Raw genomic sequence first — 14,909 nt, 5'->3', positions numbered from 1 at the left:
GGCTCAGCCCTTCTGCGACAGCAGCGGGAAGGCGTCCAGAACGCCGGTCAGCAGGATCTGGACGCCGACGCAGAACAGCAGGAAGGCGAACAGCCGCGTCAGCACCCGCACCCGCGTCGGACCCAGGAAGGCGACGATGCGGTCGGCGGAGCGGTAGGACAGCCAGATCAGCGCGGCAATCGCCAGCGCCGCCCCCGACATGCCCAGGAAGAACTCCATCAGCCCGCCGGCCCCGCGCGTCGGACGGGTGGAGCCCAGCGCGATGGCGACCGAGATGGTGCCCGGCCCGGTGGTGAAGGGGATCGTCATCGGGAAGAAGGCCGACTCCGCCAGCCGGTCGTTGTCGCCGGTGGGTGCGGCCTGTTCCTGCTTACGCGCCTCGTGGCGTTCCGGTGCGGTCAGCAGCGCCCAGGCGCGTTCAGCCACCACGAAGCCGCCGGCGATCCGCAGCGCCGCCATCGACACGCCGAAGAAGTTCAGCACATAGGCACCCGCCCACAGCGCGGTCAGCATGACGATGGCCGAATAGAGGCTGACCAGCCCGGCCAGCCGCGCCCGGTCGCGCGGACTGCTGTCCGCCGTCACCTGGCTGAAGATCAGCGCCATCGCCAGCGGATTGACGATGGAGAACAGGGCGGTGAAGGCGAGCAGGAAACTGTCGAGCATGGCATCCAGGGGTTTGTCGGCCGTTTGAACAGTTAGCGGGGACGGGGCAGGACTGGCAAGGGTGGCGTTGTTTCCCTCTCCCGCCCCTTAATCCCCTCTCCCCCCTGGGGAGAGGGGGACATCTTCATCCCTGCCCGAAAATTCACCACCCACACAGCCTCAGCCCGAAAATTGTGCGCCTTGCGAAAAACACACCTGCCCGAACACTGTCCACACCGTCAGTTCCTGTCTGGATAGACAAGTTTTCTCTTCGTGAAAACAAAGCCCTACCCGCTGAATACTCAATCCCGTCCCCCTCTGGCTCGCTTCTTGCTCTCGTCCCCGCCGAGAGACGACAACGCGAAGGGACGAACGCCGTGCCAGCCGCCCAGCCCGCACCGCTCACTCTGGTTCCGCCGGCCGCAGACGCGGCGCCGCGCACCATCGTCGATGTCCGCAACCTGACCCTGACCTATCAGGCTGCCGACCATCCGGTCTACGCGCTGAGCGACGTCAGCCTGTCGATATCCAAGGGCGACTTCATCTCGCTGATCGGCCCCAGCGGCTGCGGCAAGACGACCCTGATGCGGGTGGTCGCCGACCTCGAACAGCCGACCTCCGGCGAGGTCACGGTCAACGGCATGACGCCGGAACAGGCACGGCTGAAGCGCGCCTACGGTTACGTCTTCCAGGCCCCGGCGCTCTACCCGTGGCGGACGGTGGAACGCAACGTCATGCTGCCGCTGGAGATCATGGGGCTTCCCAGGGCAGACCGGCAGCAGCGCGCCCGCGAGCAGCTCGACCTCGTCGGGCTGTCCGGCTTCGAGCGCAAATTCCCCTGGCAGCTGTCCGGCGGCATGCAGCAGCGGGTGTCCATCGCCCGCGCCCTCGCCTTCAACCCCGACCTGCTTTTGATGGACGAGCCGTTCGGCGCGCTCGACGAGATCACCCGCGACCATCTGAATTTGCAGCTAACCCGCCTGTGGCTCGGCACCCGCAAGACCTGCATCTTCGTCACCCACTCCATCGCCGAGGCGGTGTTCCTCTCCACCCGCATCGTGGTGATGAGCCCGCGCCCCGGCCGCATCCTCGATGTCATCGACTGTGACCGCGACCTGCCGCGCGAGCGCACGCTCGACATCCGCGAAAGCCCGGAGTTCCAGCGCATCGCCCACCGCGTCCGCGAAGGGCTGATGGAGGGCCACAGCTATGACGATTAAGGGCTCCCTCCCCGTCGCCGTGATGGCGCTGGCGGTGCTGGTACTGTGGTACGCAGGTGCCGTCTGGCTGAACGCGCCGATGGCGACCGACGCGCTGAACCGCGCCGGCCACGACTGGACCACCGCCGACCTGATCCGCGCCACGCTGGCGATGAAGCGCCCGATCCTGCCGACGCCGGATCAGGTGGCACTCGATCTCTACACGTCCCTGACCGGCTATCCGGTGACCAGCATCCGCAACCTGCTCTACCACACCGGCGTCACCGCCGGGGCCGCCCTGGCCGGCTTCGGCATGGGGGTGGTTCTGGGGGTGGCGCTGGCGGCCGGCATCGTCCAGGCACGCACGCTGGAATCCAGCCTGTTGCCCTGGGTCATCGCCTCGCAGACCGTGCCGATCCTGGCGATTGCGCCGATGATCGTGGTGATCCTCGGCAATCTGGGCTTCACCGGCCTGCTGCCCAAGGCGATCATCGCCATGTATCTGTGCTTCTTCCCGATCACCATCGGCATGGTGAAGGGGCTGCGCTCCGCCGATCCGCTGACGCTGGACCTGATGCGGACCTACAGCGCCGGCACCGCCCAAACCTTCCGCCTGCTGCGCCTGCCGGCCTCGCTGCCCTATTTGTTCACCAGCCTGAAGATCGCGGTCGCCGCCAGCGTCGTCGGCGCCATCGTCGCCGAGTTGCCGACCGGCGGGCAGGCGGGATTGGGCGCCCGATTGTTGTCCGGCTCCTATTACGGCCAGACCGTGCAGATCTGGAGCGCGCTGGTGATGGCGGCAGTGCTGAGTGTCACGCTGGTCGCCGTCGTCGGCCTCGCCGAACGGGCGCTGGTGCCGGGCGGCCGGGGAGGAGCACGATGAGCCGCTCCACCATGCCCCGCCCCATCATGGCACCGTGGCCGCTGGTGATGCTGGCCGCCCCGCTGCTGCCCTTCGCCGCACAGGACGGTGCCGCCCTTTATCTGCCGCAGCTTCCCGTGGCCCTGGCCCTCTTCGCCCTGACCGTCGCGACGATCCTCGCCCGCCGCCTGCCCGGCTCGGCACTGGGCGAGGCCCTGCTCCTGCTGGCCGGAGTCGCCGCCGCCTATGCCGCCCCGCTGCTCCTGCTGAACCAGGGCAACGCCCTCGCCCAGGCCGGTGGGCTGTGGATCTATGTGGCCGGCGCCACACTGCTGCTCTGGCGGGTGCTGGCTCTGCTGGCGGGCATCGCCGGGCCGGTGCGGCTGGCCGGCCCCGCCTTGTTCGGGCTGGCGCTGGTCATGCTGTGGGAGATCCTGACCCGCGGCTTCCAGGTGCCGACCATCCTGTTGCCGCCGCCGAGCCTCGTGGCAACCGCCTTCGCCGCCAACGCCGCCGATTTGTGGGACGATTTCCGCCAGACGGTGCTGATTTCGGTCCTGCGCGGCTATCTGATCGGCTGCGGCGCCGGATTCCTCGTGGCGATCCTGGCCGACCGGGTGCCCTTCCTGGCGCGCGGGCTGCTGCCGCTCGGCAATCTGGCCAGCGCCGTGCCGGTGGTGGGCATCGCGCCCATCATGGTGATGTGGTTCGGTTTCGACTGGCAGTCCAAGGCCGCCGTCATCGTGGTGATGACCGTCTTCCCCATGCTGATCAACACTTTGGCCGGCTTGCAGAGCGCGGATCGCATCCAGCTCGACCTGATGCGCTCCTATGGTGCCGGCTACTGGCGCACGCTGGCGATGCTGCGGCTTCCCTGCGCCTTGCCCTTTTTGTTCAACGGACTGAAGATCAACTCAACCCTGGCTCTGATCGGGGCCATCGTCGCCGAGTTCTTCGGGACGCCGGTGGTGGGGATGGGCTTCCGCATCTCCACCCAGGTCGCCCGGATGAACTTGGATGTGGTCTGGGCGACGATCGCCGTCGCCGCCCTGACCGGATCGCTGCTCTACGGTGCGCTGGCACTGGCGGAGCGGCATGTCACCGCCTGGCACCCGTCCTTCCGCAAACGCTGACCGCCTCAAGCCAAAACAAAACCCAGCCAGAAGAGGATCGAACGCGATGAAGACCCTTGCCTCCGCCGTCCTGCTCGCCGCAACCGCGCTCACCGGCCTCGCCGGCTGGGGGGCGCCGGCCGCCGCCGCCGATGCGCTGACGCTCCAGCTGAAATGGGTCACCCAGGCCCAGTTCGCCGGCTATTACGTCGCCGCGGCCAAGGGCTTCTACAAGGACGCCGGGCTGGACGTGACGATCAAGGCTGGCGGCCCCGACATCAACCCGACCCAGGTCATCGCCGCCGGCGGTGCCGACGTGATCGTCGACTGGATGCCGTCGGCGCTGGCCAGCCGCGAGAAGGGCGTGCCGCTGGTCAACATCGCCCAGATGTTCCAGAAGTCCGGCATGATGCTGACCTGCCGCAAGGACGCCAACATCAAGGATCCGAAGGACTTCAAGGGCAACACGCTGGGCGTCTGGTTCTCCGGCAACGAATATCCGTTTTTGGCCTGGATGAGCAAGCTGGGCTACTCCACCTCCGGCTCCAGCCCGGACGTGAAGGTGCTGAAGCAGGGCTTCAACGTCGATCCTCTGTTGCAGAAGCAGGCGGCCTGCATCTCCACCATGACCTACAACGAATATTGGCAGCTGATCGAAGCCGGCATGAAGGCCGACGAGCTGACCGTCTTCAAGTATCAGGAGCAGGGCGTCGCGACGCTGGAGGACGGCCTCTACGCCACCGAGAAGTCGCTGTCCGACCCGAAGATCGTCGAGAAGCTGGCGAAATTCGTAAAGGCCTCGGCCAAGGGCTGGGAGTACGCCGCCAAGAACCAGGCCGAGGCGGTGAAGATCGTGCTGGAGAACGACACCACCGGCGCCCAGACCGAGGAACACCAGACCACCATGATGCAGGAGGTCGCCAAGCTGATCGAGGGCGGCGCCAAGGGCACCGGCTATCTCGACCCGGCCGATTTCGACCGCACCGTCGGCATCCTGATGTCGGGCGCGTCGGCCCCGGTGATCTCGAAGAAGCCGGAAGGCGCCTACAGCCATGCGGTGTTCGACGCGGCGGCGAAGCTGTAAGAGCACCGATCGCGGGGGAGTGGGTGCTGCCTGCGCCGCCACTCCCCCCACCCCGTTACCATCCCCGAATTTCCGCGGCAAAAAGCTTCCCGCCCGCGGAAACGCAGCGATATATTAGTGGCTGCGGTCGAAGGCATGACCGCCGACGACATGAATGGGACGATTATGGATTCCAACGCGGGCGATACGAACATGGTGGCCGTGGCCGCACCGGTGCGCCGCCGCCGCCGCCGGCCCGCCAGTGCCACCGCAAGGCCTGCCCACCGCGGCGCCACGGTCTCGGGCACCATCTACCGCGACCTGCGCGACGACATCGTCTCGCTGCGGCGCAAGCCGGGCGAGCCGGTGATCGAGAAGGAGGTGGCGGAAACCTATGGCGTCAGCCGCACGCCGGTGCGCGAGGCGATGCTGAAGCTGGCCGACGAGGGTCTGGTGGAGGTGTTCCCGCAGTCCGGCACCTTCGTCGCCCGCATTCCCATCAGCGGCCTGCCGGAGGCCATCGCCATCCGCCGCGCGCTGGAGGAGGCCACCGTGCGCTACGCCGCCGAACAGGCGAGCGGCAGCCAGGTGGCGCGGCTGCGCGCCAATCTGGAACTCCAGCGCGAGATGAAGGAGTCCGGCAATTTCGACGGCTTCCACGAGGCCGACGAGGCATTCCATGCCCTGCTGGCGGAGATCTCCGGCTATCCCGGCTTCTGGGCGGTGACCCAGCAGGTGAAGCGGCAGGTCGACCGCTACCGCCATTTGACCCTGCCGGCGGCCGGCCGGATGGACAAGGCGCTGGCCGAACACGGCGCCATCGTCGAGGCCGTCGCCGCCCGCGACCCCGACCGCGCGGTGGGCGAGCTGCGCCACCATCTGACCGACCTGCAACTTGGCATCGCCGAGGTCCGGCGGAGCTATCCGCAATATTTCACGGAATGAGATTTCACGGAATGAGCGGGCGGGACGCGCTCACAGCTTGCGCGTCTCATAGGCCGTGAAGCTGGCGGCGCGCGGGGCATAGCCGCTGGCGAAATGGGCGGAGGAGACGATCATGTCGGCGGTGGCCTCGTTGCAGGCCATCGGGATGTTGTAGAGCGTCGCCAGCCGGGTCAGCGCCTTCACATCGACATCGTGCGGCTGGGCGGTCATCGGATCGACGAAGAAGACCAGCAGGTCGATCCGCCCTTCCGCGATCATCGCGCCGATCTGCTGGTCGCCGCCCAGCGGGCCGCTCTTCAGCGGGGTGATGTCCAGGCCGGGATGGGCGGCGCGCACCTTCTGCCCGGTGGTGCCGGTCGCCCAGAAGGCGTGGCCGTCCAATGCTTCGATGTTGGCGCCGATCCAGGCGATGAGGTCCGCCTTGCGGGCGTCATGGGCGACGAGGGCGATGCGCTTGCGGGGCTGCTGACTGGACATGACTGGACACTCCGGGCGAAGACCGTTCACTAATATATTACCTTTGAGGCCGACGCAACGCGGCCCCTCCGACCCTACCGCACTCCCCCGTCGGACCAGCGACTTTGTCGCACCCTCCGCCGCCTGAAATGTCCGGCACTCCATCATTAGAGCTTGCCCGGCTTACTAGTATATTAGTATGATGGCGCCAGACCCGCCGGGACGCCGGCTGCACAGATTTTAAAAGGACCCTTCCCATGAAAATCTCCGTCCGGCATGCCTCCCATCCCGACGCGGTCCGCGGCTTCGACACCGAGACGCTGCGCGACCATTTCCTGGTCCCGACCCTGTTCGAGGCGGACGAGACCGTCTTCACCTACAGCCACATCGACCGTTTCGTCGTCGGCGGCGCCATGCCGGTCGCCGGCCCGCTGAAGCTGGACTCCTCCAAGGAGATCGGCTCGCCCAACTTCCTCGACCGGCGCGAGCTGGGCGTGGTCAATGTCGGCGGTGCCGGCCGCGTCACCGTCGACGGCGCCGTCTATGAGCTGGCGCCGCGCGACGCGCTCTATGTCGCGATGGGCAGCAAGGACGTCGTCTTTGAAAGCCTGGACCGCCGCGAGCCGGCCAAGTTCTACCTGAACAGCACGCCCGCCCATGCCCGGTTCGAGACGATGAAGATCTCGATCGGCCAGGCCAAGGCCGTGCATCTCGGCGACCCGGCCCAGTCGAACGAGCGCACCATCTACCAGATGATCCACCCGGACGTGGTCCGCACCGCGCAGCTGGTGCTGGGCATGACGGTGCTGAAGCCGAACAACATGTGGAACACGATGCCGTGCCACACCCATGACCGGCGCTGCGAGGTCTATTTCTACTTCGACCTGCCGGAAGAGGCGCGCGTCGTCCACCTGATGGGCGAGCCGGAGCAGACCCGCCACATCGTGGTCGCCAACGAGCAGGCGGTGATCTCGCCGCCCTGGTCGATCCATTCCGGCGTCGGCACCCGCAACTACACCTTCATCTGGGCGATGGGCGGCGACAACCAGGACTTCACGGACATGGACTTCGTCGCCATGGACCGCCTGCGCTGACGCGCCCGCCGATTTGAAACCAACTCATAAGAACGGGAACCGACCATGAGCATTTCGTTCGACCTGACCGGCAAGGTGGCGCTGGTCACCGGCGCCAACACCGGCATCGGCCAGGGCATCGCCGTGGCGATGGCCGAGGCCGGCGCCGACATCGCCGCCGTCGACGTGGTGTCGCTGGACGAGACCAAGGGTCTGGTCGAGGCGACCGGCCGCAAGTTCCTCGGCATCCACGCCGACCTGACCTCCATCGCCCCGGTGCAGGGGCTGGTGGAGCAGACGGTCGCCACGCTCGGCGGGCTGGACATCCTCGTCAACAACGCCGGCATGATCCGCCGCGCCGACGCCGTCGACTTCAGCGAGGCCGACTGGGACGCCGTGATGAACCTCAACATCAAGACGGTGTTCTTCCTCTGCCAGGCCTTCGGCCGCTATGCCATCGGTGCCGGCCGCAAGGGCAAGATCATCAACATCGCCTCGATGCTGTCCTTCCAGGGCGGCATCCGCGTGCCGTCCTACACCGCCTCCAAGAGCGGCGTCGCCGGCATCACCAAGCTTCTCGCCTGCGAATGGGCCGGCAAGGGCATCAACGTGAATGCCATCGCGCCGGGCTATGTCGCCACCAACAACACCGCGGCTCTGCGCGCCGACGAGAACCGCAGCGCCGAGATCCTCGGCCGCATCCCGGCCGGCCGCTGGAGCGTGCCGTCCGACATCGGCGGCCCGGCGGTGTTCCTGGCCTCGGATGCCGCCGACTACATCCACGGCACCATCCTGCCGGTCGACGGCGGCTGGCTGGCGCGCTGACCGCAAAAGCAGCCCTCCCCGCCCCTCACGGGCGGAGGAGGGCTTTTCCATTGGGGGAGGAAACCGGACGATGACCACCGCAACGGCGACCGATGTGTTCCTGACCGCGGGCGACATCCCGTGGCAGGATCTGGGCGACGGCGTGCGCCGCAAGATCCTCGGCTACAACGACACGATGATGATGGTGCGGGTGGAGTTCGAGGCCGGCGCCATCGGCGCGCAGCATCGCCATCCCCATGTCCAGTGCGCCGTGGTGGAGAAGGGCTCCTTTGACGTCACCATCGACGGCCGCACCAAGCGGCTGAACACCGGCGACGGCTATATGGTGCCGTCCAACGTCCTGCATGGCGTGGTGGCGCTGGAGCCGGGCGTGCTGCTCGACATCTTCACGCCGATCCGCGAGGATTTCCTGGGTGAGCCGGTGGCCTACGCTGCCGAAACCGACGCAAAGTAACTCCCCCGATCAGGGCGCAGGCCGGTTTTCAAACCGGCCCGGCGCCCCGGCCCTTTCAAATCGGCCCCCTCAGATCGGCCTTTTCAAATTGGGTCGCCCGGCGCCGTGAAATAGCGCGGGTAGTCGCGGCGGATGTCGGCGACCGATATCTGCAGATCGTCCAGATGGTCGTCCAGCGCCTTGATGGCGGCGGCGGGGTCGTTCGCCGCCATCGCGTCGAGGATGGCCGTGTGCTCGGCGATCACCTCGGCGATGCGGCCGCGCACCGGCAGGGTCAGCAGGCGGTAGCGGTCGATCTGCACCTTGGTCTGCTGGATCAGCGTCCAGAAGCCGGGATAGCCGGCGATCTCCGCGATCAGCGCATGGAACGCCTCGTCGGCCTGATGGAAGCCTTCGTAATTGGCGGTTTCCTGCATCTCGCGCTGCAATTCCAGATTGGCGCGCAATGCCGCGATCTGGCTGCGGCTGGCACGCGCCGCCGCATAGCGCACCGTCGCCTCCTCCAGCGCCTTGCGGATGGCGAAGGCTTCCGGCAGGGCGTCCAGCGGGATGCGCGACACGAAGGTGCCGGACTGCGGGAAAATCTCGATCAGCCCCTCGTCGGCCAGCTTCAGCACCGCCTCGCGCACCGGCGTGCGGCTGACGCCATAGGACTCGGCGATCTGCTTCTCGGCGATGGCGTCGCCGGGCTTGCGCTTCAGCGAGACGATCTCGCCGCGCAGGTCGCGGTAGATGCGCGATGCGACGGTGGCGGCGCGGCGCGGCGGGCGCACCGCCGGGGCCGGGGCCGCGCTGCGGCGCACGGCTGCGGAGGTCAGGCCGCCTTCATCTTCTGTCGTCGCGACCTTCTTCACCGATGGCTCCATTCCGGCAAACATACAGATGTCGTGGGGCGGCGGTCCGCCACCCGCGAGATGTTCCTCATCCCCAGCAATCTACCTGCCCCTCTTCGTCAACGTCAAACCCATCGCCGGTTTTCCTTATAGGCCGGGTGCGGCGACTGGGCGCAGCCTTCACCGGCTCCGAAGCCCCATCGGCGGAACGATTGGGCTTGCAATCAGATCTGATATATTAATATTATACGACCAGCCGGTAGGGACGGTCCCCCGCACGGACCCCGCCTTTTCCCCACCCTGCTTTTGCCCTTCTCTTGCAGCGTAGAGGCTTCCGATGCTTCACCCCGACCGTCTTTTTCCGAGCGACCCGACGCAACGTGCCATCGCGCGCCGCCTGTACGGCGAAGTCGCCGCCCTGCCGATCGTCAGCCCGCACGGCCACACCGATCCGTCCTGGTTCGCGCAGAATGAGGCGTTCCCCGATCCGGCGAGCCTGTTCGTCAAGCCCGACCATTATGCATTCCGCATGCTCTACAGCCAGGGAATTCCGCTGGAGCAGCTGGGCGTTCCGCGCAAGGACGGCGGGGAGACCTCGACCGATTCGCGCGCCATCTGGCGCCTGCTCGCCAGCAACTGGCACCTGTTCCGCGGCACCCCGACCTCGATGTGGCTGACGCACGCCTTCGAGACGGTGTTCGGCGTCACCGAGCGCCTGAGTGCCGCCAGCGCCGACCGCATCTACGACCAGATCGAAGAGTGCCTGCGCAAGCCGGAATACCGTCCGCGCGCCCTGTTCGAGCGCTTCAACCTCGAAGTGCTGGCGACCACCGAATCGCCGCTCGACCCGCTGGTCCACCACAAGGCGATCCGCGAGAGCGGCTGGAAGGGCCGGGTCATCACCGCCTTCCGTCCGGATCCGGTCGTCGATCCGGAGTTCGAGGGCTTCCGCGACAACCTCGCCGAACTGGCCCGCATCACCGGCAAGGACACCGCGACCTGGGACGGCTATCTCGCCGCTCTGGCCGACCGTCGCCAGTATTTCAAGAGCTTCGGCGCCACCTCGACCGACCACGGCCACCCGACGGCGGCGACCGCCGACCTGGCTCCTGCGGAAGCGGAAAAGCTGTTCGACATCGTCCGCCGCGGCGGTGCGACGGCCGAGGAGTCCGAGCTGTTCCGCGCCCAGATGCTGACCGAAATGGCGCGGATGAGCCTGGAGGACGGTCTGGTCATGCAGATCCACCCCGGCTCCTTCCGCAATCACAACGACGTGGTGTTCCAGCGCTTCGGCCGCGACAAGGGCGCCGACATCCCGAGCGGCACCGAGTATGTGCGGGCGCTGAAGCCGCTGCTCGACCGCTTCGGCAACGAGCGCGACCTGACCATCATCCTGTTCACGCTGGATGAGGACAGCTATTCCCGCGAGCTGGCGCCGCTGGCCGGCCATTATCCGGCGCTGCGCGTCGGCCCGGCCTGGTGGTTCCACGACAGCCCCGAGGGCATGCGCCGCTACCGCGAGATGATCACGGAGACCGCCGGCTTCTACAACACGGTCGGCTTCAACGACGACACCCGCGCCTTCTGCTCGATCCCGGCCCGCCACGACGTGTCGCGCCGCGTCGATTGCAGCTTCCTCGCCCGTCTGGTCGCCGAGCACCGGATGGAAGAGGACGAGGCCGCGGACCTGGCCGTCGACCTCGCCTACCGCCTCGCCAAGAACGCCTACAAGCTGTAACGGCCCAATCCCCCTCTCCCCCCCCGGGGAGAGGGTCGGGGTGAGGGGGATGCACCGCAGGATTTTCCCAAAGGTCCCGCCGCGCTTCCCCCTCACCCTAACCCTCTCCCCGGGGGGGAGAGGGAATATCAAGTCCCCTTCGCGCCTCAAGGACATCTTCCCATGGCATCGCTGACCATCCGCCTGCACCCCGCCGACAACGTCGTCGTCGCCGGCGCCGACCTGGAGCCCGGCACCACTCTGCCCGGCACCGAAGTCGCGACCACCGGGCCGGTGCCGGCCGGGCACAAGGTCGCGGTGCGCGCCATCGCGCTGGGCGAGCCGGTGCGCAAGTACAATCAGGTCATCGGCTTCGCCACCGCGGCGATCCAGCCGGGCGACCATGTCCACGTCCACAACATGGGCATGGGCAGCGATTTCGAGCGCGACTATGCCTTCGGCGCCGATGTCCACCCGGTCGAACCGATCCCGGAGGCCGAGCGCGCCACCTTCCAGGGCATCGTCCGCCCGGACGGCCGCGTCGCCACCCGCAACTACATCGGCGTGCTGACCTCGGTGAACTGCTCCGCCACCGCAGCAAGGATGATCGCCGACCATTTCCGCGGGGCAGCACTCGCCGCCTATCCCAACATCGACGGCGTCGTGGCGCTCACCCACGGCTACGGCTGCGGCATGGCCGGCAGCGGCGAGGTGATGGACACGCTGCGCCGGACCATCGCCGGCTATGCCCGCCACCCGAACTTCGCCGCGGTGATCCTGCTCGGCCTCGGCTGCGAGGTGAACCAGATCGACAAGCTGATGGAGGCCACCGGCCTGGAGGAGGGCGCCCGCGTCATCCCCATCGGCATCCAGGATATGGGCGGCACCGCCGCAGCGGCCCGCGAGGGCATCCGCCGGATCGAGGCGCTGCTGCCGGAGATCAACGACGTTACCCGCCAGACCCTGCCGGCCAGCCACCTGACGCTGGCGCTGCAATGCGGCGGCTCCGACGGCTATTCGGGCATCACCGCCAACCCGGCGCTGGGCTATGCCGTCGACCTGCTGGTCCGCAACGGCGGCACCGCCGTCCTGAGCGAGACGCCGGAGGTCTACGGCGCCGAGCATCTGCTGACCCGCCGCGCCGTCCGCCGCGAGGTCGGCGAGGCGCTGGTCGAGCGCATCGGCTGGTGGGAGGAGTACACCAGCCGCACCGGCGGCGAGATGAACAACAACCCGTCGCCCGGCAACAAGAAGGGCGGCCTGACCACCATCCTGGAGAAGTCGCTGGGCGCGGTCGCCAAGGGCGGCACCACCCCGATGACCGCCGTCTACCGCTATGCCGAGCCGATCACCGACAAGGGCTTCGTCTTCATGGACACGCCCGGCTACGATCCGGTGTCGGCGACCGGACAGGTGGCGGGCGGCGCCAACGTGCTGTGCTTCACCACCGGCCGCGGCTCGGTGTTCGGCTGCAAGCCGACGCCCAGCCTGAAGCTGGCGACCAACAGCACTTTGTTCCGCCGCATGCCGGACGACATGGACATCGACTGCGGCGCCATCGCCACCGGCGACGCCTCCATCGAGGAGGTCGGCCGCGCGATCTTCCAGCTGGTGCTCGACACCGCGTCGGGCCGCAAGACCAAGAGCGAGGAACTCGGCGTCGGTGCCGACGAATTTGCTCCTTGGCAGATGGGAGCGGTTATGTAAGGGGTCCGCCCCCTTAACCATGACCGATGACGAGCCGGCGCCATGCCCGACAGTTCCACCCCTCTCCCCGGCCCCCGCAGCGATGCCGGACCCTCGCCGGTGAACGCGCCGCAGACCCCGATCCAGCCTACCGTCAATCCGCAGGCTGGATCCGGGTCCAAGGGCACGGAGCCGATGCGGGCGATCCTGCTGGTGGTGCTGGGGGTGGCCTGCCTGTCCTGCTCCGACGCCACGGCGAAATATCTCGGCCGGACCCTGCCGCCGGCCGAGATCGCCTGGATGCGCTATGTCGTCTTCACAGCATTGGTGATGCCGCTGGCGCTCCGCGGCGGTTCGCTGAGCGTGCTGAAGACGACGCGGCCGGGGCTTCAGGTGGTGCGCGGGCTGGGCATGCTGGGCTCGGCGCTGTTCTTCATCATGGCGATGCAGCATCTGCCGCTGGCCGAGGCCGCGGCGATCAGCTTCGTCTCTCCCGTCTTCGTCACCGTGCTGTCGATCCTGCTGCTGGCCGAGACGGTCGGCGTCCGCCGCTGGGCGGCGCTGCTGGTCGGGCTGGCCGGCGTCATCATCGTCATCCGGCCAGGGGCGGAGGGGTTCCAACCGGCCTCGCTGCTGCCGATCCTGACCGCCTTCAGCTGGGCGCTGGGGCTGGTGGCGACGCGCAAGATGACGGTGCAGGAGAACCCGCTGACCACCATGGTGTGGAGCGCGCTCACCGGCCTGATCGCCCTGACGGCGCTGCTGCCGCTGCATGCGGCATGGCCGACGCCGTGGGAGATGCTGCTGGGGGTCTTCATCGGGCTGGTCTACACGGCGGCGCAATGGCTGCTGATCCTGGCCTACCGCCAGGGCGAGGCATCGGTGCTGGCGCCCTTCACCTACGTACAGCTGATCTGGTCCACGGCGCTGGGGTTCCTCGTCTTCGGCGCGGTGCCCGACCATTGGACCTTCGTCGGCACCGGCGTGATCATCGCCAGCGGACTCTACACCGCGCACCGCGAGCGGATGCGGGCGCGGGAACGCCGTTCTGTTGCCTGAAATGGGATTTGCCGGGGCGCTCCCCGGCTTGCGGAGAAGAAGCATGACCGACACGCCCAACCGCGTCGCCGCACTCGGCGAATGCATGATCGAGATGTTCCGGCGGCCGGACGGGTCGCTGACCATGGGGTTCGGCGGCGACACGCTGAACACCGCGGTCTATCTGGCGCGTCTGGGCACGCCGGTCGACTATGTCACCGCGCTCGGCGACGACAGCATCAGCGACGACATGGTGGCGGCCTGGGCGGCGGAAGGCGTCGGCACCGGCCATGTCCTGCGCGTGCCGAACCGCCTGCCCGGCCTCTACCTGATCGAGACCGATGCCAGCGGCGAGCGCCGCTTCCTCTACTGGCGCGACAATGCCCCGGCGCGCGAGCTGTTCGCCCTGCCCCAGACGCCGGAACTGTCCAAGGCGCTTGAAGGCTACGGCATCGTCTATCTGTCCGGCATCAGCATCGCCATCCTGGGCGAGCAAGGCCGCGAGCGCCTGTTCGAGGTGCTGGAGCGGGTCCGCGCGCAGGGCGGCAAGGTCGCCTTCGACACCAACTGGCGTCCGCGCCTGTGGCCGGACCTCGACACCGCGCGGGCCGCCTTCGACCGCATGCTGGCACTGACAGACATCGCGCTGCCCGGCGTCACCGACCTGCGCGACCTCTATGGCGACGCCGATGCCGACGCCGTGCTGGCCCGCGTCCGCAAGGCCGGCGTCACCGAGATCGTCCTGAAGCTGGAACAGCCCGGCTGCGTGGTGATCGAGAATGGCGAGGCGGTCGAGGTGCTGGCGCAGAAGGTCGCCACGGTGGTCGACACCACGGCGGCCGGCGACAGCTTCAGCGCCGGTTATCTGGCATCCCGCCTGCGCGGCGAGGGTCCGGCCGACGCCGCCCGCGCCGCCCACAAGCTGGCCGCCGCCGTCATCCAGCACCGCGGCGCCATCATCCCGCGCGACGCCATGCCGGCCTGATTCGCGGTTTTCTGTC

15 protein-coding genes are annotated in these 14,909 nt (G+C 67.9%); 12 read left to right on the top strand and 3 right to left on the bottom strand.

The features are described from left to right. Positions 1-3 precede the first annotated feature (3 nt). Positions 4-666: a MarC family protein gene (locus TSH64_RS08575; RefSeq protein ID WP_109051587.1), complete on the bottom strand. Its 663-nt coding sequence runs from the start codon at positions 664-666 to the stop codon at positions 4-6. A 356-nt stretch (positions 667-1,022) separates the two neighbouring features. On the opposite strand from TSH64_RS08575, the gene TSH64_RS08570 reads away from it, so the two are divergent. From TSH64_RS08570 to TSH64_RS08550, 5 genes are all read left to right on the top strand, one after another. Next, positions 1,023-1,865: an ABC transporter ATP-binding protein gene (locus tag TSH64_RS08570; RefSeq protein WP_109096387.1), complete on the top strand. Its 843-nt coding sequence runs from the start codon at positions 1,023-1,025 to the stop codon at positions 1,863-1,865. Next, entirely contained in the window at positions 1,855-2,727 is an 873-nt protein-coding gene (locus TSH64_RS08565; protein ID WP_109096386.1) for an ABC transporter permease, read from the top strand. Before TSH64_RS08570 ends, TSH64_RS08565 begins: the two co-directional genes overlap by 11 nt. Beyond that, complete coding sequence (locus TSH64_RS08560; RefSeq protein WP_109096385.1) at positions 2,724-3,839, top strand: ABC transporter permease; 1,116 nt, start codon at positions 2,724-2,726, stop codon at positions 3,837-3,839. The genes TSH64_RS08565 and TSH64_RS08560 overlap by 4 nt, the downstream gene beginning before the upstream one ends. A gap of 46 nt (positions 3,840-3,885) precedes the next feature. Then, entirely contained in the window at positions 3,886-4,902 is a 1,017-nt protein-coding gene (locus tag TSH64_RS08555) for an ABC transporter substrate-binding protein (RefSeq protein WP_109096384.1), read from the top strand. Between the two features lie 192 nt (positions 4,903-5,094). Continuing rightward, complete coding sequence (locus TSH64_RS08550) at positions 5,095-5,826, top strand: GntR family transcriptional regulator (protein ID WP_247873358.1); 732 nt, start codon at positions 5,095-5,097, stop codon at positions 5,824-5,826. A gap of 30 nt (positions 5,827-5,856) precedes the next feature. Here the strand turns inward: TSH64_RS08550 and TSH64_RS08545 are convergent, their stop codons facing one another. Beyond that, complete coding sequence (locus TSH64_RS08545) at positions 5,857-6,303, bottom strand: methylglyoxal synthase (RefSeq protein ID WP_109096383.1); 447 nt, start codon at positions 6,301-6,303, stop codon at positions 5,857-5,859. Between the two features lie 236 nt (positions 6,304-6,539). Between TSH64_RS08545 and kduI the strand changes: the two genes are divergently transcribed. The 3 genes from kduI to TSH64_RS08530 all read left to right on the top strand — a co-directional run bounded on the left by kduI (position 6,540) and on the right by TSH64_RS08530 (position 8,634). After that, positions 6,540-7,376, top strand: coding sequence for a 5-dehydro-4-deoxy-D-glucuronate isomerase (gene kduI / locus TSH64_RS08540; RefSeq protein ID WP_109096382.1), 837 nt, complete (start codon positions 6,540-6,542; stop codon positions 7,374-7,376). 45 nt (positions 7,377-7,421) lie between these two features. Beyond that, a complete protein-coding gene (gene kduD / locus TSH64_RS08535) occupies positions 7,422-8,180 on the top strand; it encodes a 2-dehydro-3-deoxy-D-gluconate 5-dehydrogenase KduD (protein WP_109096381.1) in 759 nt (252 codons plus the stop codon). Positions 8,181-8,250: 70 nt separating this feature from the next. Beyond that, entirely contained in the window at positions 8,251-8,634 is a 384-nt protein-coding gene (locus TSH64_RS08530) for a cupin domain-containing protein (protein WP_109096380.1), read from the top strand. An 83-nt stretch (positions 8,635-8,717) separates the two neighbouring features. Here the strand turns inward: TSH64_RS08530 and TSH64_RS08525 are convergent, their stop codons facing one another. Beyond that, a complete protein-coding gene (locus TSH64_RS08525; protein WP_109096379.1) occupies positions 8,718-9,500 on the bottom strand; it encodes a GntR family transcriptional regulator in 783 nt (260 codons plus the stop codon). Between the two features lie 304 nt (positions 9,501-9,804). Here TSH64_RS08525 and uxaC point away from each other — a divergent pair, with 304 nt between their 5' ends. The 4 genes from uxaC to TSH64_RS08505 all read left to right on the top strand — a co-directional run bounded on the left by uxaC (position 9,805) and on the right by TSH64_RS08505 (position 14,893). Continuing rightward, entirely contained in the window at positions 9,805-11,205 is a 1,401-nt protein-coding gene (gene uxaC, locus TSH64_RS08520; protein WP_109096378.1) for a glucuronate isomerase, read from the top strand. 162 nt (positions 11,206-11,367) lie between these two features. Next, positions 11,368-12,891 (top strand): altronate dehydratase family protein, encoded by a 1,524-nt coding sequence (locus TSH64_RS08515; RefSeq protein WP_109096377.1) that lies wholly within the window; start codon positions 11,368-11,370, stop codon positions 12,889-12,891. Between the two features lie 42 nt (positions 12,892-12,933). Next, the gene (locus TSH64_RS08510) at positions 12,934-13,929 is read left to right on the top strand and encodes a DMT family transporter (RefSeq protein ID WP_109096376.1); all 996 of its coding nucleotides are present in this window, start codon (positions 12,934-12,936) and stop codon (positions 13,927-13,929) included. Positions 13,930-13,972: 43 nt separating this feature from the next. Beyond that, a complete protein-coding gene (locus TSH64_RS08505) occupies positions 13,973-14,893 on the top strand; it encodes a sugar kinase (protein WP_109096375.1) in 921 nt (306 codons plus the stop codon). The last annotated feature ends 16 nt before the right edge of the window (positions 14,894-14,909 follow it).

The organism is Azospirillum sp. TSH64 (assembly GCF_003116035.1).
In the GTDB taxonomy this organism is placed as follows: domain Bacteria; phylum Pseudomonadota; class Alphaproteobacteria; order Azospirillales; family Azospirillaceae; genus Azospirillum.
This window is presented reverse-complemented; position numbering and strand designations above follow the sequence as displayed.

Coding starts and splice junctions, on each gene's coding strand:
- TSH64_RS08575 (WP_109051587.1), bottom strand. CDS start 666: ATGCTCGACAGTTTCCTGCTCGCCTTCACCGCCCTGTTCTCCATCGTC.
- TSH64_RS08565 (WP_109096386.1), top strand. CDS start 1,855: ATGACGATTAAGGGCTCCCTCCCCGTCGCCGTGATGGCGCTGGCGGTG.
- TSH64_RS08560 (WP_109096385.1), top strand. CDS start 2,724: ATGAGCCGCTCCACCATGCCCCGCCCCATCATGGCACCGTGGCCGCTG.
- TSH64_RS08555 (WP_109096384.1), top strand. CDS start 3,886: ATGAAGACCCTTGCCTCCGCCGTCCTGCTCGCCGCAACCGCGCTCACC.
- TSH64_RS08550 (WP_247873358.1), top strand. CDS start 5,095: ATGGTGGCCGTGGCCGCACCGGTGCGCCGCCGCCGCCGCCGGCCCGCC.
- TSH64_RS08545 (WP_109096383.1), bottom strand. CDS start 6,303: ATGTCCAGTCAGCAGCCCCGCAAGCGCATCGCCCTCGTCGCCCATGAC.
- kduI (WP_109096382.1), top strand. CDS start 6,540: ATGAAAATCTCCGTCCGGCATGCCTCCCATCCCGACGCGGTCCGCGGC.
- kduD (WP_109096381.1), top strand. CDS start 7,422: ATGAGCATTTCGTTCGACCTGACCGGCAAGGTGGCGCTGGTCACCGGC.
- TSH64_RS08530 (WP_109096380.1), top strand. CDS start 8,251: ATGACCACCGCAACGGCGACCGATGTGTTCCTGACCGCGGGCGACATC.
- TSH64_RS08525 (WP_109096379.1), bottom strand. CDS start 9,500: ATGGAGCCATCGGTGAAGAAGGTCGCGACGACAGAAGATGAAGGCGGC.
- uxaC (WP_109096378.1), top strand. CDS start 9,805: ATGCTTCACCCCGACCGTCTTTTTCCGAGCGACCCGACGCAACGTGCC.
- TSH64_RS08515 (WP_109096377.1), top strand. CDS start 11,368: ATGGCATCGCTGACCATCCGCCTGCACCCCGCCGACAACGTCGTCGTC.
- TSH64_RS08510 (WP_109096376.1), top strand. CDS start 12,934: ATGCCCGACAGTTCCACCCCTCTCCCCGGCCCCCGCAGCGATGCCGGA.
- TSH64_RS08505 (WP_109096375.1), top strand. CDS start 13,973: ATGACCGACACGCCCAACCGCGTCGCCGCACTCGGCGAATGCATGATC.